Genomic DNA, 22,312 nt, shown 5'->3' on the forward strand with positions numbered 1-22,312 from the left:
CCTCAGGGCGCCACGGCATAGGCCTCGCATTGGGCCAGACCTTGGCGCAGGTGTTCGATCAGCCCGCGCACCTTGGGCGAAAGATGACGCTGCTGCGGATACAGCGCCCACACAGCCGTGTTGGGGGGTTGATGGTGTTCAAGCAAGGACATCAGCGCGCCGCTGTGCAGGTGTTCCAGCACGTAGTAATCGGGAAGCTGGCACAAGCCCATCCCCTTGAGCGCGGCATCGAGAACCGCCTGGCCACTGTTGCAGCGCCAGTTGCCGCTGACCCGCACATTGATCTCCTTGGCCTCCTGCAGCATCTGCCATTGGTCCGAACTGCCCACCAGGCAGTTGTGTCGCGCCAGTTCCGAAAGGCTGTGCGGCCGCCCGTAGCGTTCCAGGTATGCCGGTGAAGCGCAAAGATACATCCGGCGCGGAGCCAGGCGATGGGCAACCAGCCGGGAGTCCTGTAGCCGACCCAGCCGGATCGCCAGGTCCAGCCCTTCGTCGACCAGGTCCAGCGTCCGGTTGGTCAGCTCGACATCCAGCTGCAATCGGGGGTAGCGCTGTTGATAGTCGTTGACCAGAGGCACGATGAAGCGCTCCCCATAGGCGACCGCGCAAGTCATGCGCAGCAGGCCCTTGGGCTCGCTGGCTAGGTCATGTACCGCGCGCAAAGCCTCGTCTCGGCCATCATGCAAGCGTCGGCAATGCTGCAGGAAGGTATGGCCCGCCTCTGTCAGGCTGACTCGTCGGGTGCTGCGGTAAAACAGACGAGCCTGGAGGCGATCTTCCAGCATCGCGACCTGGCGGCTGACATGGGACGAAGACATGCCCAAGGCTGATGCAGCGGCGCTGAACTGACCATGTTCGGCCACTGCTACGAATTCATCGATACCCTCCCAACCTGCGCTCACGATTATCCCTTGCCTGCAATAATGTTTTCCGAATGGGCGGATTATCCCTGTATGGAGGCTGAATTACACTGTGCTTATCGTTGAAATTCGAACCGAGGAAGTCCCATGATCAAATCCCGTGCCGCTGTCGCCTTCGAAGCGAAAAAACCGCTGGAGATCGTCGAGATCGACGTCGCCCTGCCCAAGGCGGGTGAAGTCTTGCTTCGTGTGGTTGCTACCGGTGTTTGCCATACGGACGCCTACACCCTGTCCGGCGCGGATCCGGAAGGCATCTTCCCGTCCGTGCTGGGTCATGAAGGTGGCGCCATTGTGGAAGCGGTAGGCGAGGGGGTGACCTCGGTAGCGGTGGGTGATCATGTAATCCCGCTGTATACCCCAGAGTGCCGTCAATGCAAGTTCTGCCTTTCCGGCAAGACCAACCTCTGCCAGGCCATCCGTGGCACCCAGGGCAAGGGCTTGATGCCAGACGGCACCACGCGGTTCTCCTACCAGGGCAAGCCACTGTTCCACTACATGGGCACCTCCACCTTCTCCGAGTACACGGTGCTTCCGGAAATCTCGGTGGCTCGCATACCCAAGCAGGCGCCCCTGGAAAAGGTCTGCCTGCTGGGCTGCGGCGTAACCACGGGCATAGGCGCCGTGCTCAATACCGCCAAGGTCAAGCCAGGCGACACCGTAGCCATCTTCGGCCTGGGCGGCATTGGTCTGTCCGCCATCCTCGGCGCGGTCAAGGCCAAGGCCAGCCGGATCATCGCCGTGGACATCAACCCTACCAAGTTCGAGATCGCCCGCCAGTTGGGCGCCACCGACTGTGTAAATCCCAAGGATTACGACAAGCCGATCCAGGAGGTCATCGTGGACCTTACCGATGGCGGGGTGGATTTCTCCTTCGAGTGCGTGGGTAATGTTCAACTGATGCGCGCGGCTCTGGAGTGCTGCCACAAGGGTTGGGGTGAGTCGGTGATTATCGGGGTCGCCGGCGCTGGCCAGGAGATCGCCACCCGGCCTTTCCAACTGGTGACCGGGCGCGTCTGGCGCGGCAGTGCCTTCGGTGGCGTACGCGGCCGCAGCGAATTGCCCAGCTACGTCGACATGGCGGAAAAGGGCGAAATCCCCCTGGATACCTTCATCACGCACACGATGCCCCTGGAAGACATCAACAAGGCCTTCGACCTGATGCATGAAGGCAAGAGCATTCGTAGCGTCGTCCATTTTTAAAGGAAGCGCCATGAGCCTGGACAACCTTTCCTGTCAGAAAAGCTTCGGTGGCTGGCACAAGCGCTACAAGCACCGCTCCAGTACCTTGGGTTGCGACATGGTGTTCGCGGTCTACCTGCCGCCCCAGGCCGAATCCGGCGGTCGCCTGCCTGTGCTGTACTGGCTGTCCGGGTTGACCTGCAGCGACGAAAACTTCATGCACAAGGCCGGCGCTCATCGGGTGGCTGCCCAGCTGGGGCTTATCCTGGTGACCTGCGATACCAGCCCCCGCGGCGCCGAAGTGCCTGGGGACCCGGACGGCGCGTGGGATTTCGGCCTGGGCGCCGGCTTCTACCTCAACGCCACCCAGCCGCCCTATGCCCAGCATTACCGGATGCATGATTACGTGGTGCATGAACTGCCTGCCCTGATCGAGGCGCATTTTCCGGCCAATGACCAGCGGTCCATCGCGGGCCACTCGATGGGCGGCCACGGCGCGCTGGTCTGCGCGCTGCGCAACCCTTGTCGATATCGGGCCATCTCCGCGTTCTCTCCCATCAGCAACCCCATGAATTGCCCTTGGGGCGAGAAGGCCTTCAGTCGTTACCTGGGCGAGGATCGCAGCCGATGGCGCGAATGGGACAGTTGCGTGCTGCTGGGGCAGGCCAGGGAACATTTGCCCCTGCTGGTGGACCAGGGCGACCGGGATGACTTCCTGGTCAGCCAGCTCAAGCCCGAAGCCTTGCGGCAGGCCGCCGAGGCCGCCGGTTATCCGCTGACCCTGCGCCTGCAGGCAGGCTATGACCACAGTTATTACTTCATCGCCAGCTTCATCGAAGACCACCTGCGCCATCATGCCCAGGCCCTGGCCGAAGGCTGAGCGGCGCCTGGCGGTGCCCAAGCGGCGCCAGCCAAGGTAGAATCGCGCCCTGATCAGAACAGGGCGTTTTTCTATGCGTATCGGCCACGGCTATGATGTCCACCGCTTCGGCGAAGGCAGTTTCATCACCCTCGGCGGGGTGCGCATCGCTCACCGAGCCGGCCTGGTAGCCCATTCCGACGGTGACGTCCTGCTCCATGCGCTCAGTGACGCGCTGCTGGGCGCCGCCGCGCTGGGGGATATCGGCCAACATTTTCCTGATACCGACCCTCGCTTCAAGGGTGCCGATAGCCGCGCGCTGCTCAGGCATGTTGTAGAGCTTATTCACGGCAAGGGCTGGCGGGTGGCGAACGTCGACGCCACCATCGTAGCCCAGGCACCGAAGATGGCCCCGCATATTCCCGGGATGCGCCAGTGCATCGCCGAAGACCTGCAAGTGGAACTCGACGCCGTCAACGTCAAGGCCACCACGACCGAAAAGCTAGGCTTCACCGGCCGCGAAGAAGGCATAGCCGTGCACGCCGTTGCACTGCTGATGGCCCTATGACCGAGGCCGAGCTGCTAGGCCCGCGGGCCAACCAGGTGACGCTGGGCACAGCCGTGCTCAAGGCCACGGCCGAGGATTTCCAGGTCAACGAGGTGCTGGACATTCCCTTGAGCGGGGAGGGCGAACACCTTTGGCTATGGGTGGAAAAGCGCGAGCTCAATACCGAGGAAGCTGCCCGGCGCCTCGCGAAGGCCGCCGGCGTGCCGCTCAAGGCCATCAGCTATGCCGGACTCAAAGATCGTCAGGCGCTGACGCGGCAGTGGTTCAGCCTGCACTTGCCAGGCAAGGCCGACCCCGACCTGGCCTCGGCCCAGGATGCCAGCCTGGCCGTTCTGAAGGTCTGTCGTCACTCGCGCAAGCTGCAACGAGGCGCGCATTCAGCCAACGGCTTCTCGTTGCGGCTCACCGAAATGAAGGCTGATCCCGCCGCGGTTGAGCAACGGCTACAGGTATTGAAGGCCCAGGGCGTGCCCAACTACTTCGGCCTGCAGCGCTTCGGTCATGAAGGCGGCAACCTGGCGCAGGCGCGGCACTATGCTACGGAGGGCAAGCTGCCCGCGCAGCGCAACCTGCGTTCGCGTCTGCTATCCAGCGCCCGCAGCTATCTGTTCAACCAGGTGCTCGCTGAGCGGGTAGGCCAAGGCAGCTGGGAGCAGGCTCGGCCTGGAGATGTATTGGCCTTCACCGATAGCCGCAGCTTCTTCGCCGCCGGCCCGGCCGAGTGCGGCGACCCACGGCTGCGGGCCCTGGACCTGCATCCCACCGGGCCGCTGTTCGGTGGCGGCCCCAGCCCCGCCTCGGCCACCACCCTGGTACTCGAAGAACAGGTCGCCGCTCGGGAGCCGCGGCTCTGCCATTGGCTTGCCGAGGCGGGCCTGGATCACGAACGGCGTATTCTGCGGCTGCCCATCCGGGATTTGTCGTGGCATTATCCCCAGCCTGACATTCTGCAACTGGATTTCATCCTGCCCACCGGATGCTTCGCCACCGCCGTGGTTCGTGAGCTGTTCGATCTGGTGCCGGCGGGATAGACGGAAAGCCCATGCGTATCTTGATCTCCAATGACGACGGGGTCACAGCCCCCGGCATCGCCGCGCTGCATGCCGCCCTGGCGGATTTCGCCCAGTGCACGGTGATAGCGCCGGACCAGGACCGGAGCGGTTGCAGCAGCGCCTTGACCATTGACCGGCCGTTGCACCCCGTTGTGCTGGACAACGGCTTCATCAGCCTTGATGGCACCCCGGCCGATTGCGTGCACCTGGGGCTCAATGCCCTGATGGAAGAAGCGGCGGACCTGGTGGTGTCAGGGATCAACCTGGGCGCCAACCTGGGCGATGACGTCATTTATTCCGGCACCGTGGCCGCTGCCCTGGAAGGGCGATTCAGCGGGCATACCGCCTTTGCCTTTTCACTGGCTTCGCGTCAGCTGGAGAACCTGCCTACAGCGGCCTGGTTCGCCCGCAAATTCATCGAGGCCCAGGCAGGCCTTGCGTTGCCACCACGTACGTTGATCAACGTCAATGTGCCGAACCTGCCGCTCGAGGCGGTGCGCGGCATACGTCTGACCCGCCTGGGCCACCGCGCCCGCGCGGCGCGTCCCAGCCTGGTGGTGGACCCTCGCGGCAAGCCAGGCTACTGGATCGCGGCGGCAGGCGATGCCGAAGATGGCGGCCAGGGCACGGATTTCCATGCGGTGCTGCAAGGCTTCGTTTCAGTGACCCCGCTGCAGCTGGATCGCACCTTCTATCCTGCGTTCGAGGCGCTCGGGGCCTGGTTGGAGGAGCTAGGGTGATGCGCGGCCAGGACGACCTGTTGCACCGAGGCATCGGCATGACCTCGCAGCGCACCCGAGAGCGGCTGATTGCCAGGCTGGTAGAGGAGGGCATCTGCAACGCCCAGGTGCTGGAGGTGATCCGCAGGACCCCCCGCCATCTGTTCGTGGACGAAGCGCTTGCCCACCGCGCCTACGAGGATACCGCGCTACCCATCGGCAACAATCAGACCATTTCCCAGCCCTACATGGTCGCGCGCATGAGCGAACTGCTCCTGGCGGCGGGGCCCCTGGACAAGGTGCTGGAGATCGGTACCGGCTCGGGCTACCAGACCGCCGTGCTTTCCCAACTGGTCGAGCGCGTGTTCTCGGTGGAGCGCATCAAGGGGCTGCAGGATCGCGCCAAGGAGCGCATGCAGGGCCTCAACCTGCGCAATGTGGTCTTTCGCTGGGGAGATGGCTGGGAAGGCTGGCCGGCCCTGGCGCCCTACAATGGCATCATCGTTACCGCCGTGGCGGCGGACGTTCCCCAGGCGTTGCTGGACCAACTGGCCCCCGGTGGGCGACTGGTGATACCGGTAGGCGCTGGGGATGTGCAGCAGTTGCTGCTCATTATTCGGGAAGAACATGGCTACGCACGGCATACCTTGGGCGCGGTGCGTTTCGTCCCCTTGCTCAACGGCCCGCTGGCCTGACCGCGGGTTGGAATTCCGCGTCGCCTGTCAGGTCAGAGATGGCTGTAGGTTTTCGCGGCATCTTTCTGTTTCATAATGGCTTTCCTGACCTGGCCATCGTTCAGGCTCGGTTATAATGCCGGCCGTTCATTCACCATCCAAAGGGAGCAACGGGTGAGTCTGATAGTAACTGGCCAGCGCTGTGGCGCGCGGTGGAAGGCACGCCTGCTCATCGGCCTGGCTGGCCTGGCCTTGCTGGCAGGCTGCTCGAGCACGCCCAGCAGTGGTGTGCGTGTAGTGGACCGAGCGGCTCAGCCGCAGCGTCCTCAGGTCACGACAGGGCAATATGTGGTCAAGCGCGGGGACACCCTCTATGCGATCGCCTTCCGGTATGGTTGGGACTACAAGGCCCTGGCAGCCCGTAATAACATTCCGCCACCCTATACCATTCGTCCGGGCCAGGCGCTGCGCTTCGACGGTGCGTCAGGGGGCACCGCTGCGGTTACCAGCGCACCTGCAACTGTCGTGACCCGCAGTACCTCGACGTCCTCTTCCAGCACCACAACCGTCATCCGTCGCCCAGTCGTCACTGCCACGCCCGCAACACCGGGGGTTTCAGGCACGGGCGCCGCTTCGCCAGGCGTTGCGGAACCTACTCCCGTCCCTGCTGGCGAAGTGGTGGCGGGCGGTTGGACCTGGCCCGCAAATGGCGTCTTGATAGGCAAATTCGCTTCAAACGGTAGTTTGAATAAAGGAATTGATATCGCGGGGGATTTGGGACAGCCTGTTTTCGCTGCGTCTGATGGATCCGTGGTGTACGCCGGGAGTGGACTTCGGGGCTACGGCGAGTTGGTGATCATCAAACACAGTGATACCTACGTGAGTGCCTATGGTCATAACCGTAGGCTACTGGTTCGGGAGGGGCAGCAAGTCAAAGCCGGGCAGACGATTGCCGAAATGGGCTCAACGGGGACGGATCGAGTAAAGCTGCACTTTGAGATTCGCCGTCAGGGCAAACCGGTAGACCCTATGCAATTTCTGCCGCGACGTTGATCGATGCTGCAGCCTGTCGCTGACCACGTAGTGGGGACAGGCTCCTGCGCAGCCATGGAAACCAGGCGCGCTTGGGCTTGAGGTCGAACTCAGCAAGGGACTATAACAATGGCTCTTAATAGAGAAGCGCCGGAGTTTGACATCGACGATGAGGTGCTGTTGGTCGAAACCGGCATCGTCCTGGACACGGCCATTGAAGAGGATACCCCGGTACCGGCGGTACGCCCCAAGGTCAGGCAGTCTTCCTCGCTCAAGCAGCACAAGTACATTGACTACACCCGCGCGCTTGATGCTACCCAACTCTATTTGAATGAAATCGGCTTCTCGCCGCTTCTTTCCCCCGAGGAAGAAGTCCATTTCGCCCGGCTCTCCCAGAAAGGTGATCCCGCCGGGCGCAAGCGAATGATCGAGAGCAACCTCAGGCTGGTGGTCAAGATTGCCCGTCGCTATGTCAATCGGGGTCTATCCCTGCTTGACCTGATCGAGGAGGGCAACCTCGGACTTATCCGTGCGGTGGAAAAATTCGACCCCGAACGCGGCTTCCGCTTCTCGACCTACGCAACCTGGTGGATTCGCCAGACCATCGAGCGGGCGATCATGAACCAGACCCGCACCATCCGCCTGCCTATCCATGTGGTCAAGGAATTGAACGTCTATTTGCGCGCTGCCCGCGAACTGACGCAGAAGCTCGACCATGAGCCCTCCCCCGAAGAAATCGCCGCGCTGCTGGAAAAGCCCGTGTGCGAGGTCAAGCGCATGCTCGGGCTGAACGAGCGCGTGTCTTCCGTGGATGTCTCCCTCGGCCCGGATTCGGACAAGACCCTACTCGATACTCTGACCGATGACCGCCCGACCGACCCTTGTGAACTCCTGCAGGACGACGACCTGTCGCAGAGCATCGACCAATGGCTCTCGGAACTCACTGATAAGCAGCGTGAGGTAGTAGTCCGTCGCTTCGGCCTCAGGGGCCATGAAAGCAGCACGCTGGAGGATGTGGGTCTGGAGATCGGACTCACCCGGGAACGGGTGCGGCAGATCCAGGTAGAAGGGCTCAAGCGGCTGCGGGAAATACTCGAGCGCAATGGCCTTTCCAGCGAGTCTCTTTTCCAGTAGCACGCTCGCCTGCGACAATAAAGCCCGGAGCCTTGCTTCGGGCTTTGTTTTGCCCAATTGAAAAGCGACAGGAGCTGCTTTGCCCCGGCATCATGGCGATGTCCGGTGAAGCGTGACTACAGTTTGGGTAGGAAAATGCTTACATCTAACGTAAGCAAACGCCATCTTAACTTGTGAAAAACTTCTTTAACGAACTAAGTGAATTCTTAATCCGTTGATAAACTGGCGTTTTATTGTTGTAACACCTTGAACTCGGTCTTTTTTTGAAAAACTGGGTGGCTTGCCTGGCAGGCTCAAGACCCTATTATTGGAACTGTGTCTAGGGACAGACACAGGCCGCCAGGAAGGTAGCCAGGACATCGCATGACGCGATTCATCAGGACGATGTAGGAAGCACAAGGACCAGGGACGACGATACGGGGGGGGTTAACCCCCCCTTTTTATTGCCTGCGAGAAAACCAGTAGCCAGTGCCCGCGTTAGCGCACCAGGTCCTTGATCTTGCCCTTCACTCCATCGAATTCCTCGGCTTCCGGCAGGGCGTCCTTACGCTCCGTGATGTTCGGCCATACCTCTGCCAACTCGGCGTTCAACGCAATGAATTCCTGCATGTCGTCCGGCACTTCGTCTTCAGAGAAGATGGCCTGGGCGGGGCATTCGGGCTCGCACAAGGCGCAATCGATGCATTCATCCGGGTGAATCACCAGGAAGTTCGGGCCTTCGTAAAAGCAATCCACCGGACACACTTCTACGCAGTCGGTGTACTTGCACTTGATGCAGTTGTCGGTGACGACGAAGGTCATTTCACTCTCTCTCCTCAGGCGGCTGTCTCGGGCCCCACGGCTGGGCCCGGGCAGGTTCGGGGTGCTGGTCTGGCGCCAGGCTGATCGCCACAAGCGGCCCGCGCGGGCCACTGACGGTGGACTTCCCAAACCGCGCGGGATTCTATCAGCTTGATGGGCTGCGCGTTAGACCCGGTTCTTCAATGTATAGAGCAGCTCCAAGGCCGCGCGGGGGGTGAGGCTGTCCACATCGAGCTTGGCCAGTTCATCGAGCACTGGGTGAGGCAGTTGCGCAAAAAGGTCGCTCTGGTGCGGCACCTGGGCCTTCCCTGGCTTGCGGTTGGCAGGCTCCTTGGGCAGGCTGGCGGTTTCCAGCCGAGCCAGGTGATCCCGGGCGCGCTGGATCACCGCGGCGGGCACGCCTGCCAGCTGTGCCACCGCCAGCCCATAGCTCTGGCTGGCCGGCCCTGGCAGCACATGGTGCAGGAACACGATGCGCTCATTGTGCTCGGTAGCATTGAGGTGCACGTTGGCTACCACTGACTCGCTCTCCGGCAGTACCGTGAGCTCGAAATAGTGAGTGGCGAACAGGGTGAATGCCTTGAGCTGAGCCAGCCTTTCAGCCGCGGCCCAGGCCAGGGACAAGCCGTCGAAGGTGCTGGTGCCCCGGCCGACCTCGTCCATCAGCACCAGGCTGGCATCCGTGGCGTTATGCAGGATATTGGCGGTCTCGCTCATCTCCACCATGAAGGTCGAACGTCCACCGGCCAGGTCGTCGCTCGAGCCGATGCGGGTGAAGATGCGGTCTACCAGTGACAGCTCGCAGCGCGCCGCGGGAACGAAGGCGCCGATATGAGCCAGCAGTACGATCAACGCTGTCTGCCGCATGTAAGTGGACTTACCGCCCATGTTCGGCCCGGTGATCACCAGCATCCGTGTCTGGTTGTCCAGGGTCAGGTCATTGGCCACGAACGGCGTGGTCAGCACTTGTTCCACGACAGGGTGGCGCCCCTGGTCGATGCGGATGCACGGCTCATCGACGAAGCTGGGGCAGTTCAGGTCCAGGGTCAGGGCACGCTCGGCCAGATTGCTCAGCACATCCAGCTCCGCCAGGGCCGCCGCGGTGTCCTGCAGGGGCGCCAAGTGGCCGATCAGGGTTTCCAGTAGCGCCTCGTAGAGCATTTTCTCCCGAGCCAGCGCCCGGGTTTTCGCGGACAGGGCCTTGTCTTCGAAGGCCTTGAGCTCCGGGGTGATGAAGCGTTCCGCACCCTTGAGCGTCTGCCGGCGAATATAGTCGCCCGGGGCCTGTTCGGCCTGCTTGCTGGGCAATTCGATGAAGTAACCGTGCACCCGGTTATAGCCGACCTTGAGATTGGCCAGGCCGGTACGGGTCTTTTCCCGTGCTTCCAGGTCGATCAGGAACTGCCCGGCGTTTTCGCTCAGCGCAAGCAGTTCGTCCAGCTCCGGATCGTAGCCGGCCTTGAGCACCCCGCCATCGCGAATTACCGCCGGCGGCGTGTCGATGATGGCTCGTTCGAGCAACGACGCCAGTTCCGGGTAGGTGCCGGCGATGGTCGCCAATTGCGCCAGATGTGGCGCCTCCAGGTCAGCCATGTGGTTCTGCAGTTCGGGCAAGGCGGCCAGGGCGTCGCGCAGCCGCGCCAGGTCCCGGGGGCGAGCGTTGCGCAGGCCGATGCGCGCCAGAATACGTTCCAGGTCGCCTATGTCCTTGAGCCGCGGCTGCAAGCCTTCGAAGCGATAGTTTTCCAGCAGACAGGCGATGGAGCGCTGTCGGGCGTTGAGTACCTTGGGGTCGCGCAGCGGGCGGTTCAGCCAGCGGGTGAGCAGGCGGCTGCCCATGGCCGTCTGGCAGCGGTCCAGCACTGATTGCAATGTGTTGTCGCGACCACCGCCGAGATTGACGTCCAGTTCCAGGTTACGCCGGGTAGCGGCGTCCAGCACCACGGTGTCGTCCAGTCGTTCATGCCGTAGACTGCGCAGGTGGGGCAGGGCGGTGCGCTGGGTTTCACGCGCATAGGCCAGCAGACAGCCGGCGGCGCCAATGGCCAGGGTCAATTGTTCACAGCCGAAGCCCTTGAGGTCCTGGGTGCCGAACTGCTGGCATAGCAGCTTCCTGGCGGTGTCGCGTTCGAATTCCCAAGGCGCGCGTCGGCGCGAGCCCCGGCGCTTTTCCGCGGGCAGCCCCTGGGGCCAGTCGTCGGGGATCAGCAGCTCGACCGGGTTGATCCGCTCCAGTTCGGCCAGCAGGTGCTCCCAGCCTTTGAGTTCCTGCACGATGAACTGGCCGCTGGTGATATCCAGCACAGCCAGCCCGAACAGGCGCTCATCGCCAAGCAGGGCAGCGATCAGATTGTCGCGGCGCTCATCGAGCAAGGCTTCGTCGCTCACCGTTCCGGGCGTGATGATCCGTACCACCTGCCGCTCTACTGGCCCCTTGCTGGTGGCCGGGTCGCCGATCTGTTCGCAAATGACGACCGATTCCCCCAGCTTGACCAGCTTGGCCAGGTAGCCTTCGGCCGCGTGATACGGGATACCGCACATGGGGATGGACTGCCCGGCGGACTGACCACGCGCGGTCAGGGTGATATCCAGCAGCTTGGCCGCTTTCTTGGCATCTTCGTAGAAGATTTCGTAGAAGTCGCCCATGCGATAGAACATGAGCTGGTCTGGATGCTGATGCTTGAGCTTCCAGTACTGCTGCATCATCGGGGTGTGGTTGGACAGGTCAGACATTCAGGGGCTTGGCTCGGCTACGTTCAACATGGGACGAAGCCGCCCATGGTACTAGGTTTTCACCTGGTCATTGAATGCCGATACGGGCTCAGGCATGAGCGCGTCTGCAAAGAAAGGGCTGGCCGACGCTATCCGGGCATTGGAAGCCTTTGAGTCAGGGCTTGGTTAGGGCGGATCACAGAGGAGCCCGGCAAGGCCGGGCTCGCGCTCATGGCTCAGGCAAGTCGCCTGGCATCATTGCTGGTTGCGATTGCCGCCGCCGCTGTTCTGGCCGCCCTTGCGCCCGGCCTCGCTGGCTTTCTCGCGATCGTTGGCGAAGTTACCGCCGCTGTTCTGGCTGCCGCCTCCGCTTTTCTGGTCATTGCCACCGCTGTTCTGACCGCCCTTGCTGCCGGCTTCGCTGGCGCGCTCGCGGTCATTGGCGAAGTTGCCACCGCTGTTCTGGCCACCCTTGCTGCCGATTTCCTGATAGAACTCGCTGCCGTGGGATTCAGCCGTGGCTTGGCCCCCTTTACGACCAGCTTCTTCCACGGTCATCTTGCCTTGTTGCTTATCTTGTTTGTCGGTCATGATCCTTACTCCTCAGGGGTTGGTTTAGGTCACGCATTGAATGTGACTGGGCCTAGGCCGGCGGGCTCCCTCGACGCGACGAAACGCGAGAGCTTTTCAGGCTCGAAACTGTGGCATCCTGGCTTAAAGGACCGACTCAACCGGGGCGGCATTCTTTAGTCTTCCAGATGCCGACCTTTGTCATCCCAGGTTGCGCATGAACGCTGGACAAGCGGGCCGCGAGCGTTGGAAAGTCCCTCTGCACCTTGCCCTCTGCCCACTCGAGGTTTTCTCCATGGATGAAATAACCCATCTGGCCACTACCCTTGGCCAACGTCTGCTGGCACTGGATGCATCGGTCACTACGGCCGAATCCTGTACCGGTGGCGGCATTGCCGAAGCGATTACCCGTGTGGCCGGAAGCTCATCCTGGTTCGAGGCCGGGTTCGTCACCTATTCGAACCGGCAGAAGCAATTGCAGTTGGGCGTTGCCGCGCCCGTGTTCGATCGGGTCGGAGCGGTCAGCGAGGAGGTGGTCATCGCCATGGCGCGCGGCGCGGCGGCCAGGGCCGAAGCTCGCTTTGCCGTGGCCGTGAGCGGTATCGCCGGCCCGGGTGGTGGCTCGCCGGCCAAGCCTGTGGGCACGGTCTGGCTGGCTTGGGCCGATGGCGGGGCAGTCTTCGCCGCGCGGCGTCAGTTTCCCGGTAATCGCCAGGCTGTAAGGGAGCAAACCGTCGTCGCCGCGCTCCAAGGATTACTGGCCTTGGCCAATGGAGAAAAACCCGTTCAGGGGTAGGCGGCCGTCGTAAGGCGTGTATAATACTGTCTACTTATACAGTAATTGGCCAGATACAGGCCGCGCTTCGCGCGCTGTGGGCCTTGTCGAAATCGTGAGGATATCTATGGACGACAACAAGAAGCGTGCCTTGGCTGCGGCCTTGGGTCAGATCGAGCGTCAGTTCGGCAAGGGAGCCGTGATGCGCATGGGTGACCATGAGCGGTCAGCCATCCCGGCCATTTCCACCGGCTCGCTCGGCCTGGACATCGCGCTGGGCATCGGTGGCCTGCCAAAGGGCCGTATCGTTGAAATCTACGGGCCTGAGTCGTCCGGTAAAACCACCCTGACCCTGTCGGTCATCGCCCAGGCCCAGCGCGCCGGCGCCACCTGCGCCTTCGTCGACGCCGAGCATGCGCTGGACCCGGAGTACGCCGGCAAGTTGGGCGTCAATGTCGACGATCTCCTGGTGTCGCAGCCGGACACCGGCGAGCAGGCGCTGGAAATCACCGACATGCTGGTGCGTTCCAACGCGGTGGACGTCATCATCGTCGACTCCGTGGCGGCTCTTGTGCCCAAGGCGGAAATCGAAGGCGAAATGGGCGACATGCACGTGGGCTTGCAGGCTCGCCTGATGTCTCAGGCCCTTCGCAAGATCACCGGTAACATCAAGACCGCCAATTGCCTGGTGATCTTCATCAACCAGATCCGCATGAAGATCGGCGTCATGTTCGGTAGCCCGGAAACCACCACGGGTGGTAACGCGCTGAAATTCTACGCATCGGTTCGCCTGGATATCCGCCGCACCGGCTCGGTGAAGGAAGGCGACGACATCGTGGGTAGCGAAACCCGCGTCAAGGTGGTCAAGAACAAGGTGTCGCCGCCATTCCGCCAGGCCGAGTTCCAGATTCTGTATGGCAAGGGCATCTACCTGAACGGCGAGATCATCGACCTTGGCGTTGCCAACGGGCTGATCGACAAATCCGGCGCCTGGTATGCGTACCAGGGCAACAAGATCGGCCAGGGCAAGGCCAACGCCGCCAAGTACCTGGAAGAGAATCCGGAAGTGAAGGCCGCGCTGGAAAAGCAGATCCGCGACAAGCTGTTGAGCGCGGCGCCCGCGCCTTCGCCTGAAGCCAAGCGCGGTGCCGTGGCTGCGGATGAAGCGGTCGATGCCGAAAGCGACTTCTGACCTGTTCTGGCGGCTGTGAATGGCAACCTTGGTGCTTGATACCCCTGTTGCCGTCCGCCGAGCCGCCATGGATTTGCTCGCGCGGCGTGAGCACGGGCGCGTGGAGTTGGAGCGCAAGCTCCGGCAAAAAGGCGCGCCCGCCGAGCTGATCGCTGGTGCTCTGGATCGGTTGGCCGAAGAAGGTTTGCTCTCGGAGGCCCGTTACCTGGAGAGCTTCATCAGTTATCGGGCGCGTTCGGGTCATGGGCCTGCCCGTATCCGCGAGGAGTTGACTCAGCGAGGTCTCCAACGCAGTGATGTGGACCAGGCATTGCGCGAAAGCGCGCTGGATTGGCCCGCATTGCTTCGTGATCTCTGGGAGCGCAAGTTCGAGGGTCGCGCGCCAAGCGATGCCAAGGAGCGGGCGCGGCAGACTCGATACCTGCTCTATCGGGGCTATTCCATGGACATGGTCGGCCGCCTCTTGAGCGGGCGAGATTGACAGTGGGGCTGGACGCCAAGGCGTCCGGCCCCCTTTCATATCAGGGTTTGGCCCAGTTTTCCGGTTGGTTGATGAAGTTCACCAGCTCCCGCAATCGTCCCTGGCCGCGTCTGATGAAGCTGAATACCAAGCGAGTCAGGTGTGCCAGTTCGGGCTCGTCGGCGGTTTCATGTGCCGGCTCGAACTGCGCGAACTCACCCCCAAGCTTGAGGTCGGCAAAATCCTCTTCCAGACGCGCGAGGGCGGTCGGCGCCAATGGATGATGCATACGGATGATGAACTGCTGGTTAAGCCAGCGAGAAGAGTGGAAGTTGGCGTAGAACTGGCTGATTTCATCCACGGCATCCTGGGCGCTGTGCACCAGTTTCATCAGTTTCAGGTCGCTGGGAAGGATGTACCGGTTCGATTCCAACTGGCGCTGCACGAAGTCCAGGGCGTCCTGCCAGAAGGTGCCGCCGGGTGCATCCAGCAACACCACGGGCACCAGAGGGCTTTTGCCTGTCTGGATCAGCGTTATCACCTCAAGCGCTTCGTCCAGGGTGCCGAAGCCGCCGGGGCACAGCACGATAGCGTCGGCCTCCTTCACGAAGAAGAGCTTGCGCACAAAGAAGAAATGAAACGACAACAGGCGCTCGGACCCATGAATAGTCGGGTTGGCCTGTTGTTCGAAGGGCAGGGTGATGTTGAAGCCCAGACTGTGCTCAGCTCCTGCACCCTCATGGGCGGCCGCCATTACCCCACCACCGCCTCCGGTGATGACCATGAAGCCATCTCGTGCCAAGGCAGCGCCCAACTCACGAGCGAGGGCATACACGGGATGTTCCCATGGTGTACGCGCCGAGCCGAAAACCGTGACCTTGCGGCGCCCCTGATGGGGTTCCAGGGCGCGGAAAGCCTTGTCCAGCTCGCGCACGGTCTGCAAGGTGATCTTGGCATGCCAGCGGCTGCGATCCTCATGGGCCATGCGCAGCGCGGTCAATATCATGTCCCGATAAAGGTCGGTATTGGGGCTGCCCGGCGCCAGGCGAGCCAACTGGGCATCGACCTGCTCGAGCAGGGTAGGGTCAAGCTCCGTAAGGTGCTGGCCCAGAGTTGAGTCGTGCTGGTAGGGCATTGAACCTCTCCTTGGTGGGAAAGCGACGGCCTCGCAGAGGCGCCGCTACCCTGGATGGGAACAGCTCAGGGCTTGAGACCACAATCAGCGGCGGTGTACCTGTGAGTGGCGACTGGCTTCCTGGCCTTGGTGTTCTCTACGAAGTCATAGCGCATCACCGCGCCGCTGCGCATCAGGTCGACATAGCCCTTGTTGCGGCAAACGCTGGCGCCCAGCTGAAGATAGACATCCTGGGGGTTCTGGCGCATCTGCTCGGCATAGCTTGGGCGCACGGCCAGGTGGTCGACCAGCTCGTTACCCTGGACGGTGTAGCCCAGGTCGAGGATGTCTTCGTTCAGGGCGCGGGGCGTACCGACACTGCTTTCCCGGGCTACGTTCTGGAGCTTCTTGCTAAGCCCGAACTCTTGTAGCGAAGCAGCCTGGGCCATGCCCAGGGGCAGCGCCATTAGCAGGGAAAGAGCGATGGTGAAGCGTGGCATGAAACCTCCTCAGTCGAATGTCGCCCAGGGCGCAAGCCCGTTGGACCGGTTCGAACCGGCCATGTTCCAGCCCAGGGCCTGGGCAGTATATACGCTGTCCGGTCGGCCACGCCGACGAACAAAAGCCGGTGGTAGAATGCGCGCTTTCTCCCGCCTTGGCCGTACCATGTCCCATGCCGTATTTCACCTGCGTGCCGAACGCCTGGCGCGCAGCACTCGCCCCTTCATCGCTCGGGGCTCGAAGAGCGCCCGATGCCCGCATTGCCGTGTGATACCCAGCCATTGCATCTGTGCGCTTCGCCCCCGGGTGCAAGCCCAGGCAGCGGTGTGCCTGCTCATGCATGACGTTGAAGCCCTCAAGCCCACCAACACCGGTTGGCTGATCGCCGATGTGGTGCCGGATACCTTCGCCTTTGGCTGGCAACGCACGGAAGCGGACCCCAGGTTGCTCGCTCTGCTGGCCGACCCGGCCTATCAGCCCTATCTGGTGTTCCCGGGTGAGTTCGTTGAACCCAAGAGCCGCGTGCTCAGCCAGGTGGAACCTCTGATCGGCAGGCGCCCATTGTTCGTGCTGCTGGATGCGACCTGGACCGAAGCGCGCAAGATGTTCCGGAAAAGCCCTTACTTGGACGGCTTTCCGGTACTGAGCCTGGCGCCAGAGGAAATTTCCCGCTACCGCTTGCGTCGCTCGCGACGGGACGACCACTTCTGCACGGCAGAGGTAGCCGCCATGTGCCTGGCGTTGGCGGGAGATGAGCTTGCCGCCCAGGCGTTGGACGGCTGGCTGGACAGGTTCAGCGCGCACTATCTGGCAGCCAAGCGTAACTTGCCCAGGCCAGGGGGTGGCTGATCAGGCCATAGCGGCGCGGGCGCGGGAAGGCCACAGCTGGGCGGTGAGCATTCCCGCCAGCATCACGGCGCATCCCAGGTAACCGCGGAAGGTCAGCACCTCACCGAGCAGGAGGGTGGCAGCCATGGCCGCGAAGACGGCTTCGAGGGAAAAGATGATGGCCGCATGGGACGCGATGGCATGGCGCTGGGCGACCACTTGCAAGGTGTACCCAAGCGCCGCGGCCACCATGCCGCCGTACGCCACGGCTGGCAGGGCGGCGAGGATAGCGTCCGCGGCAAGGGGTTCGAAGGCCAGCGCGAGGGCCAGGCTGAACAGCGCGCAGACCAGGAACTGAATGCAAGCCAGCTGGATCACGTTATGGTGTCGGGCGAATTGGCCTACCAGCAGCACATGGCCGGCCCAGACGAATGCGCCCGCCAGTTGCAGCCAGTCCCCCGGGGCGACCTGGAAGTGTTCATTGACACTGAGCAGGTACATCCCCACCACGGCCATGGCTGCTCCTAGCCAGGTACCGGCGCCGGTGCGATGGCCTAGGAACAGGCCGACCACGGGAACGACTATGACGTAGAGGCCAGTGATGAACCCGGCGTTGGTGACGGTGGTGAACTGCAGGCCGAATTGCTGCAGGTTGATGCCCACGGCCAGGGCCAGGCCCATGGCGGTGCCTGCCCTCCAGTGTCCACTGGGCGCCGGGGCCGGGTTCGGCCGTTGGCGCAGCGACCAGCACAACAAGGGCAGCAGGCAGAGCGCGCCGAGGGCAAAGCGCAGCCCTGAATAGAGGAATGGGCCAATATGTTCCATGCCAGCGGTCTGTGCCACGAAACCCGAGCCCCAGATCAGGGCGGTCAGTAGCATGAGAAGGTCGGCCCGCAGGGCATTGGCTTGCATCGTATTCGTCCTTGGCAATATCCGGAGCGCGGACTGTGCCCCAATGCAGGCAACTTGACCACCCCGGCTGGCCTCGGCATGCTTGGCCCCGGTTCAGCCGCGGCGAAATGTCACGCCGCTGACGGCCTCCGGGCCGCCCTTGCCCGTTCATACAGGACGCCTCCGATGGCCAGCCACCACCATATCCTGATCGCTGATGATCACCCGCTGTTTCGCAGCGCGTTGAGCCAGGCCTTGACCCTGGCCTTCGGCGAGGAGGTCAGCGTGCGCGAGGCCGATAGCATTGCCCAATTGGAGGCGCGATTGGCGGACAAGTGCGACTGGGACCTGGTGTTGCTGGACCTGAACATGCCTGGTGCCTATGGCCTTTCCGGGCTAGTGCTGCTACGTGGGCAATATCCACAGGTACCGGTGGTGATGATTTCCGCCCAGGACGACGCGACCGTGGTAGTGAAGGCACGGGAGTTCGGCGCCAGCGGCTTCATTCCCAAATCCAGCCCGCTGGAAGCCATACAGGCCGCAGTGCAGGCGGTGTTGGAGGGAGATGACTGGTGGCCGCCACAAGCCTTCGAGATGGTGGAAGTGACGCCGCAGGCGCGGGCGGCCGGCGAGGGGCTGGCCAGCCTGACGCCACAGCAGTTTCGCGTATTGACCATGGTATGCGAGGGCCTTCTGAACAAGCAGATCGCCTTCGAGCTGAGCGTTTCCGAAGCCACGATCAAGGCTCACGTTACCGCTATTTTCCGCAAGCTGGGCGTGCGCACCCGTACCCAGGCAGCGCTATTGCTGCAACAGCTGGCCACCGTCAGCGTTTAAGGAAGGACAGCTGCAACCGGCGAGGCGATCAGGTAAGGTGCAGCACCAAAATCCCAGGGCTCGACCCATGTCCCCTTTCAAAGGCCAGCGTGGCCTCAAGCGTATCTTCAATGCCGCGGGCTATTCCCTGGACGGGCTGCGCGCCGCCTTTACCGGCGAAGCCGCGTTCCGCCAGCTGGTGCTGCTCAATGTGCTGCTCATTCCACTGAGCTTTTTCCTGCATGTCAGCCGGGTGGAACACGCGGTATTGGTAATGGCATGCCTGCTAGCGTTGATCGTCGAGTTGATCAATTCCGCCATCGAGGCCACGGTCGATCGCATTTCCCTGGAACGCCACCCATTGTCCAAGAATGCCAAGGACATGGGCAGCGCCGCGCAATTGATCGCCCTGAGCATGATCGCCATCGTCTGGGCCATCGTGCTGCTTTGAACCGGTTCATGCCACGGGCTGCAGCACTATCTCATCGCTGCGCCGAACCCCGGCGGTAAAGGTGCGGCACAATTCGAGGAACTCCCGCATGGCGCAGGTCTGGTATTTCTGCTTGTGCCAGATGAAGAAGAACTGGCGCGCCAGGTCAAGCTCCGGCGTGGCGATGTAGACCAGGCTGCCACGGCGTACCGCGTCGCGCAGGGCCAGGCGCGATACGCAGCCAATACCCAGCCCGGACTCCACCGCGCGCTTGATCGCCTCGGTATGCTCCAGTTCCAGACGCACATTGAGCATCGAGCGATGATGACGCATGGCCTGGTCGAAGGTCAGGCGCGTGCCAGAGCCCTGCTCGCGCAATATCCAGGCTTCGTTGACCAGTTCCTCGAGACTTGCCTGCCCTTTGCTGGCCAGCGGGTGGGAAGGGGAACAAAACACCGCCAGTTCGTCCTCCACCCAAGGTTGAACAGCGATGTCGCCGTGGTGACAGTCGCCCTCGATCAGCCCCAGGTCCAGTTCGTGCTGGGCCACCTGTTGCACGATATGCGCGGTGTTATGGACGTGGAGCTTCACCTGGCTTTCCGGATGCCGTTGCATGAAGCTGCCGATCAGCAGGGTCGCCAGGTAGTTGCCGATAGTCAGGGTCGCGCCCACGGCCAGGGAGCCGAAGCCGGACTTGCCATTGAGCAGGTCTTCGATTTCCTTGGCCTGGTCCAGCAAGGCAACGGCCTTGGGAAGCAACTGATGCCCCAAGGCGTTCAGGCTCAGGCGCTTGCCCGCGCGATCGAACAATTGGCAACTGGACTGCCGCTCCAGCTCGGTGATGGAGGTACTGGCAGCAGACTGGGACAGTGCTAGCAGGGACGCTGCGCGGGAGACGCTTTCCTGCTGGGCCACCGCTACGAAAACCTGAAGCTGACGCAAGGTGAATCGCATATCTATATAACCGATTAGGTATATCTTGATAATTCATTTAACAGATATTGTGGCGCGATCTAGAATACCGCGCAATCATGCCGCGTCGTCGGCGCCTGCCAGCCAGGGTACCGAGTTTTCAGGAGCCTTTCTTTCAATGAGCAACTTCAACCACGAGCGCGTGCTCAGTGTTCATCACTGGAACGATACCCTGTTCAGTTTCAAGTGCACCCGCGACCCGGGGTTGCGTTTCGAAAACGGGCAGTTCGTGATGATCGGTCTGCAGCAGCCCAACGGTCGTCCTCTGATGCGTGCCTACTCCATCGCCAGCCCGAACTGGGAGGAGCATCTGGAGTTCTTCAGCATCAAGGTGCCGGACGGCCCGCTCACCTCGCAGTTGCAGCACCTGAAGGAAGGCGACGAGATCATCATCAGCAAGAAGCCCACCGGCACGCTGGTGCTCGACGACCTCAAGCCGGGCAAGCACCTGTACCTGCTCAGCACCGGAACTGGCCTGGCGCCCTTCATGAGCGTTATTCAGGATCCGGAAACCTACGAGCGTTTCGAGAAAGTCATTCTGGTACATGGCGTGCGCTACACCAATGAAGTCGCCTACCATGAGTTCATCACCGAGCACCTGCCGCAGAACGAGTTCTTCGGCGAAGGCGTGCGCGACAAGCTGATCTACTACCCCACCGTGACCCGTGAGCCCTTCCGTAACCAGGGGCGCCTCACCGACCTGATGCGCAGCGGCAAGCTGTTCGCGGATATCGGCCTGCCGCCGATCAACCCGCAGGATGACCGCGCCATGATCTGCGGCAGCCCGAGCATGCTGGATGAAACCAGTGCCGTGCTGGACAGCTTCGGCCTGCAGGTGTCACCGCGCATGCGCGAGCCGGGTGATTACCTGATCGAACGGGCCTTCGTCGAGAAATAATCGGCCGCTGGCCCATGAAGCCGCCCCGCGTCATGCCGGGCGGCTTTTTCATGCCTGGGCGAATACTTCCAGCACGCGGATGCTTGCCGGGGTGGGGTAATGCCAGCGCACCTCGACATCCCACAGCTTCACGCCATAGGTGCGCTCGGGGTTGGGTACCTGATACGCAGGGCGTGGGTCCTGCCCCAGGCATTGCTCGATCAGCGCCACCAGGGGCTCGTCAAGGCGAAGGGCGTGGGACCGCGCCTGTGCCAGCGCTGCGCTGGCCCAGTCTACCGGCAGCAGGGCTGGCGGCGCTTCGGCAATGGTGTTGGTCGCTTCCGGAACCTGGTCGGCGTAGGGGACATAGGGCTTGATGTCGAGCACCGGCGTACCGTCGAGCAGGTCAAGGCCCGAGAGCCATAGCTTGCCGGGCTCGATTCGGTCCAGTCTTACCACCGATTGGCCAATCCCGTTGGGGCGGTGGGTAGCGCGGCTGGCGAAAACGCCGATGCTGCGGTTCCCTCCCAGCCTGGGCGGGCGGACCTTCAACCGTGGCTCGGTTTCCAGGGCCTGATGGAAAATGAACAGCAACCAGACGTGGCTGACCCCTTCAAGCCCTTGCACCGCTTCGGTGCGGTCGAAGGGCGGCGACAATTCCAGGCAGCCGCGGGCGGCCGGGGCCAGGGCGGGCTGGCGGGGGATGGCGAATTTTTCCTTGAAGCACGACCGTATATGGCCGACCGGAACAACGCTATAAGCCATGTCAGGGACGCAGCCGAGCCGTCAGGCCTTTGAGGAAGTTACGCAGCAGCTGGTCGCCACAGGGCCGATAGTTGTTATGGCCCTGTTTGCGGAACAATGCACTGAGCTCCGGTTTCGAGACAGGGAAGTCGACGTCGGCCAGGATGTCCCGGATGTCGTCTTCCCGAAGCTCGAAGGCCACGCGCAGCTTCTTCAGAATGTCATTGTTGGTCACCGGCAACTGCAAGGGCTGCGGCGGACGACTGTCGTCTCGCCCGCGGCGGTGAATGACCAGCCCGTCGAGGAAATGGCCCATGATCGCGTCCGGGCAGCGGGTGAAGCCGGCTTCCTCTTCTTTCTTGAGATAGCTGCGTACCGCTTCGATAGGCACATTGAGCCCACCCAGCTGGATAATGTCCACCAGCTTGCCATCACTGATGTTGAGCAGGTAGCGCAAGCTGCGCAGCACGTCGTTGTGAATCATGGATCTTC

General features: G+C 62.4%; 25 protein-coding genes. 15 read left to right on the forward strand and 10 right to left on the reverse strand.

The window, feature by feature from the left end; all coding sequences use genetic code 11:
* Positions 1-2: 2 nt before the first annotated feature.
* Entirely contained in the window at positions 3-902 is a 900-nt protein-coding gene (locus ACP691_RS09440; RefSeq protein ID WP_426149242.1) for a LysR substrate-binding domain-containing protein, read from the reverse strand.
* Between the two features lie 105 nt (positions 903-1,007).
* Here ACP691_RS09440 and ACP691_RS09445 point away from each other — a divergent pair, with 105 nt between their 5' ends.
* The 8 genes from ACP691_RS09445 (at position 1,008) to rpoS (ending at position 8,137) form a co-directional block, all read left to right on the forward strand.
* On the forward strand, positions 1,008-2,120 hold the full coding sequence (locus ACP691_RS09445; RefSeq protein WP_426149243.1) for an S-(hydroxymethyl)glutathione dehydrogenase/class III alcohol dehydrogenase: 1,113 nt from the start codon (positions 1,008-1,010) through the stop codon (positions 2,118-2,120).
* Between the two features lie 10 nt (positions 2,121-2,130).
* Positions 2,131-2,979: an S-formylglutathione hydrolase gene (gene fghA / locus ACP691_RS09450; protein WP_426149244.1), complete on the forward strand. Its 849-nt coding sequence runs from the start codon at positions 2,131-2,133 to the stop codon at positions 2,977-2,979.
* A gap of 73 nt (positions 2,980-3,052) precedes the next feature.
* On the forward strand, positions 3,053-3,526 hold the full coding sequence (gene ispF / locus ACP691_RS09455) for a 2-C-methyl-D-erythritol 2,4-cyclodiphosphate synthase (protein ID WP_426149245.1): 474 nt from the start codon (positions 3,053-3,055) through the stop codon (positions 3,524-3,526).
* Entirely contained in the window at positions 3,523-4,557 is a 1,035-nt protein-coding gene (gene truD, locus ACP691_RS09460) for a tRNA pseudouridine(13) synthase TruD (protein ID WP_426149246.1), read from the forward strand. The genes ispF and truD overlap by 4 nt, the downstream gene beginning before the upstream one ends.
* Positions 4,558-4,568: 11 nt before the next feature.
* Positions 4,569-5,318 (forward strand): 5'/3'-nucleotidase SurE, encoded by a 750-nt coding sequence (surE, locus tag ACP691_RS09465; protein WP_426149247.1) that lies wholly within the window; start codon positions 4,569-4,571, stop codon positions 5,316-5,318.
* Between the two features lie 38 nt (positions 5,319-5,356).
* Entirely contained in the window at positions 5,357-5,992 is a 636-nt protein-coding gene (locus ACP691_RS09470) for a protein-L-isoaspartate(D-aspartate) O-methyltransferase (protein WP_426149695.1), read from the forward strand.
* 153 nt (positions 5,993-6,145) lie between these two features.
* On the forward strand, positions 6,146-7,024 hold the full coding sequence (locus ACP691_RS09475) for a peptidoglycan DD-metalloendopeptidase family protein (RefSeq protein ID WP_426149248.1): 879 nt from the start codon (positions 6,146-6,148) through the stop codon (positions 7,022-7,024).
* A gap of 108 nt (positions 7,025-7,132) precedes the next feature.
* A complete protein-coding gene (gene rpoS, locus ACP691_RS09480) occupies positions 7,133-8,137 on the forward strand; it encodes an RNA polymerase sigma factor RpoS (RefSeq protein ID WP_426149249.1) in 1,005 nt (334 codons plus the stop codon).
* Positions 8,138-8,614: 477 nt separating this feature from the next.
* Here rpoS and fdxA read toward each other — a convergent pair whose 3' ends face one another.
* From fdxA to ACP691_RS09495, 3 genes are all read right to left on the reverse strand, one after another.
* Positions 8,615-8,938, reverse strand: coding sequence for a ferredoxin FdxA (fdxA, locus tag ACP691_RS09485; RefSeq protein WP_040261106.1), 324 nt, complete (start codon positions 8,936-8,938; stop codon positions 8,615-8,617).
* A 165-nt stretch (positions 8,939-9,103) separates the two neighbouring features.
* Complete coding sequence (gene mutS, locus ACP691_RS09490; protein ID WP_426149250.1) at positions 9,104-11,671, reverse strand: DNA mismatch repair protein MutS; 2,568 nt, start codon at positions 11,669-11,671, stop codon at positions 9,104-9,106.
* A 234-nt stretch (positions 11,672-11,905) separates the two neighbouring features.
* The gene (locus tag ACP691_RS09495; RefSeq protein WP_426149251.1) at positions 11,906-12,241 is read right to left on the reverse strand and encodes a general stress protein; all 336 of its coding nucleotides are present in this window, start codon (positions 12,239-12,241) and stop codon (positions 11,906-11,908) included.
* A gap of 274 nt (positions 12,242-12,515) precedes the next feature.
* Between ACP691_RS09495 and ACP691_RS09500 the strand changes: the two genes are divergently transcribed.
* From ACP691_RS09500 to recX, 3 genes are all read left to right on the forward strand, one after another.
* Positions 12,516-13,016, forward strand: coding sequence for a nicotinamide-nucleotide amidohydrolase family protein (locus ACP691_RS09500; RefSeq protein ID WP_426149252.1), 501 nt, complete (start codon positions 12,516-12,518; stop codon positions 13,014-13,016).
* A 106-nt stretch (positions 13,017-13,122) separates the two neighbouring features.
* Positions 13,123-14,187: a recombinase RecA gene (recA, locus tag ACP691_RS09505; RefSeq protein WP_040261102.1), complete on the forward strand. Its 1,065-nt coding sequence runs from the start codon at positions 13,123-13,125 to the stop codon at positions 14,185-14,187.
* A 19-nt stretch (positions 14,188-14,206) separates the two neighbouring features.
* Positions 14,207-14,668, forward strand: a complete 462-nt coding sequence (gene recX / locus ACP691_RS09510) for a recombination regulator RecX (RefSeq protein WP_426149253.1) — start codon at positions 14,207-14,209, stop codon at positions 14,666-14,668.
* A 40-nt stretch (positions 14,669-14,708) separates the two neighbouring features.
* On the opposite strand, the gene ACP691_RS09515 is transcribed toward recX, so the two are convergent.
* Both ACP691_RS09515 and ACP691_RS09520 read right to left on the reverse strand, forming a co-directional pair.
* Complete coding sequence (locus ACP691_RS09515; protein ID WP_426149254.1) at positions 14,709-15,782, reverse strand: TIGR00730 family Rossman fold protein; 1,074 nt, start codon at positions 15,780-15,782, stop codon at positions 14,709-14,711.
* A gap of 65 nt (positions 15,783-15,847) precedes the next feature.
* A complete protein-coding gene (locus ACP691_RS09520; protein ID WP_426149255.1) occupies positions 15,848-16,261 on the reverse strand; it encodes a PA3611 family quorum-sensing-regulated virulence factor in 414 nt (137 codons plus the stop codon).
* A 166-nt stretch (positions 16,262-16,427) separates the two neighbouring features.
* Between ACP691_RS09520 and ACP691_RS09525 the strand changes: the two genes are divergently transcribed.
* Positions 16,428-17,111, forward strand: coding sequence for a tRNA-uridine aminocarboxypropyltransferase (locus ACP691_RS09525; protein WP_426149696.1), 684 nt, complete (start codon positions 16,428-16,430; stop codon positions 17,109-17,111).
* Here ACP691_RS09525 and ACP691_RS09530 read toward each other — a convergent pair whose 3' ends face one another.
* Entirely contained in the window at positions 17,112-18,002 is an 891-nt protein-coding gene (locus tag ACP691_RS09530) for a DMT family transporter (RefSeq protein WP_426149256.1), read from the reverse strand.
* Between the two features lie 165 nt (positions 18,003-18,167).
* Between ACP691_RS09530 and erdR the strand changes: the two genes are divergently transcribed.
* Together erdR and ACP691_RS09540 are read left to right on the forward strand one after the other, a co-directional pair.
* A complete protein-coding gene (erdR, locus tag ACP691_RS09535) occupies positions 18,168-18,818 on the forward strand; it encodes a response regulator transcription factor ErdR (protein WP_426149257.1) in 651 nt (216 codons plus the stop codon).
* A gap of 67 nt (positions 18,819-18,885) precedes the next feature.
* The gene (locus ACP691_RS09540; RefSeq protein ID WP_426149258.1) at positions 18,886-19,248 is read left to right on the forward strand and encodes a diacylglycerol kinase; all 363 of its coding nucleotides are present in this window, start codon (positions 18,886-18,888) and stop codon (positions 19,246-19,248) included.
* Positions 19,249-19,254: 6 nt separating this feature from the next.
* Here ACP691_RS09540 and ACP691_RS09545 read toward each other — a convergent pair whose 3' ends face one another.
* Entirely contained in the window at positions 19,255-20,181 is a 927-nt protein-coding gene (locus ACP691_RS09545) for a LysR family transcriptional regulator (protein ID WP_040261095.1), read from the reverse strand.
* 136 nt (positions 20,182-20,317) lie between these two features.
* On the opposite strand from ACP691_RS09545, the gene fpr reads away from it, so the two are divergent.
* The gene (gene fpr / locus ACP691_RS09550) at positions 20,318-21,097 is read left to right on the forward strand and encodes a ferredoxin-NADP reductase (protein WP_040261094.1); all 780 of its coding nucleotides are present in this window, start codon (positions 20,318-20,320) and stop codon (positions 21,095-21,097) included.
* Between the two features lie 48 nt (positions 21,098-21,145).
* Here fpr and tsaA read toward each other — a convergent pair whose 3' ends face one another.
* On the reverse strand, positions 21,146-21,841 hold the full coding sequence (gene tsaA, locus ACP691_RS09555) for a tRNA (N6-threonylcarbamoyladenosine(37)-N6)-methyltransferase TrmO (RefSeq protein ID WP_426149259.1): 696 nt from the start codon (positions 21,839-21,841) through the stop codon (positions 21,146-21,148).
* Between the two features lies 1 nt (position 21,842).
* A complete protein-coding gene (locus tag ACP691_RS09560) occupies positions 21,843-22,304 on the reverse strand; it encodes a DUF1456 family protein (RefSeq protein ID WP_426149260.1) in 462 nt (153 codons plus the stop codon).
* Positions 22,305-22,312: the final 8 nt, after the last annotated feature.

This window comes from Pseudomonas sp. DC3200b2 (genome assembly GCF_049895785.1).
GTDB lineage: Bacteria > Pseudomonadota > Gammaproteobacteria > Pseudomonadales > Pseudomonadaceae > Aquipseudomonas > Aquipseudomonas massiliensis.

Excerpts from the sequence above, each read along its gene's own strand:
- ACP691_RS09445 (WP_426149243.1), top strand. The coding sequence starts at position 1,008 with ATGATCAAATCCCGTGCCGCTGTCGCCTTCGAAGCGAAAAAACCGCTG.
- fghA (WP_426149244.1), top strand. The coding sequence starts at position 2,131 with ATGAGCCTGGACAACCTTTCCTGTCAGAAAAGCTTCGGTGGCTGGCAC.
- ispF (WP_426149245.1), top strand. The coding sequence starts at position 3,053 with ATGCGTATCGGCCACGGCTATGATGTCCACCGCTTCGGCGAAGGCAGT.
- truD (WP_426149246.1), top strand. The coding sequence starts at position 3,523 with ATGACCGAGGCCGAGCTGCTAGGCCCGCGGGCCAACCAGGTGACGCTG.
- surE (WP_426149247.1), top strand. The coding sequence starts at position 4,569 with ATGCGTATCTTGATCTCCAATGACGACGGGGTCACAGCCCCCGGCATC.
- ACP691_RS09470 (WP_426149695.1), top strand. The coding sequence starts at position 5,357 with ATGACCTCGCAGCGCACCCGAGAGCGGCTGATTGCCAGGCTGGTAGAG.
- rpoS (WP_426149249.1), top strand. The coding sequence starts at position 7,133 with ATGGCTCTTAATAGAGAAGCGCCGGAGTTTGACATCGACGATGAGGTG.
- fdxA (WP_040261106.1), bottom strand. The coding sequence starts at position 8,938 with ATGACCTTCGTCGTCACCGACAACTGCATCAAGTGCAAGTACACCGAC.
- mutS (WP_426149250.1), bottom strand. The coding sequence starts at position 11,671 with ATGTCTGACCTGTCCAACCACACCCCGATGATGCAGCAGTACTGGAAG.
- ACP691_RS09495 (WP_426149251.1), bottom strand. The coding sequence starts at position 12,241 with ATGACCGACAAACAAGATAAGCAACAAGGCAAGATGACCGTGGAAGAA.
- ACP691_RS09500 (WP_426149252.1), top strand. The coding sequence starts at position 12,516 with ATGGATGAAATAACCCATCTGGCCACTACCCTTGGCCAACGTCTGCTG.
- recA (WP_040261102.1), top strand. The coding sequence starts at position 13,123 with ATGGACGACAACAAGAAGCGTGCCTTGGCTGCGGCCTTGGGTCAGATC.
- recX (WP_426149253.1), top strand. The coding sequence starts at position 14,207 with ATGGCAACCTTGGTGCTTGATACCCCTGTTGCCGTCCGCCGAGCCGCC.
- ACP691_RS09515 (WP_426149254.1), bottom strand. The coding sequence starts at position 15,782 with ATGCCCTACCAGCACGACTCAACTCTGGGCCAGCACCTTACGGAGCTT.
- ACP691_RS09520 (WP_426149255.1), bottom strand. The coding sequence starts at position 16,261 with ATGCCACGCTTCACCATCGCTCTTTCCCTGCTAATGGCGCTGCCCCTG.
- ACP691_RS09525 (WP_426149696.1), top strand. The coding sequence starts at position 16,428 with ATGTCCCATGCCGTATTTCACCTGCGTGCCGAACGCCTGGCGCGCAGC.
- ACP691_RS09530 (WP_426149256.1), bottom strand. The coding sequence starts at position 18,002 with ATGCAAGCCAATGCCCTGCGGGCCGACCTTCTCATGCTACTGACCGCC.
- erdR (WP_426149257.1), top strand. The coding sequence starts at position 18,168 with ATGGCCAGCCACCACCATATCCTGATCGCTGATGATCACCCGCTGTTT.
- ACP691_RS09540 (WP_426149258.1), top strand. The coding sequence starts at position 18,886 with ATGTCCCCTTTCAAAGGCCAGCGTGGCCTCAAGCGTATCTTCAATGCC.
- ACP691_RS09545 (WP_040261095.1), bottom strand. The coding sequence starts at position 20,181 with ATGCGATTCACCTTGCGTCAGCTTCAGGTTTTCGTAGCGGTGGCCCAG.
- fpr (WP_040261094.1), top strand. The coding sequence starts at position 20,318 with ATGAGCAACTTCAACCACGAGCGCGTGCTCAGTGTTCATCACTGGAAC.
- tsaA (WP_426149259.1), bottom strand. The coding sequence starts at position 21,841 with ATGGCTTATAGCGTTGTTCCGGTCGGCCATATACGGTCGTGCTTCAAG.
- ACP691_RS09560 (WP_426149260.1), bottom strand. The coding sequence starts at position 22,304 with ATGATTCACAACGACGTGCTGCGCAGCTTGCGCTACCTGCTCAACATC.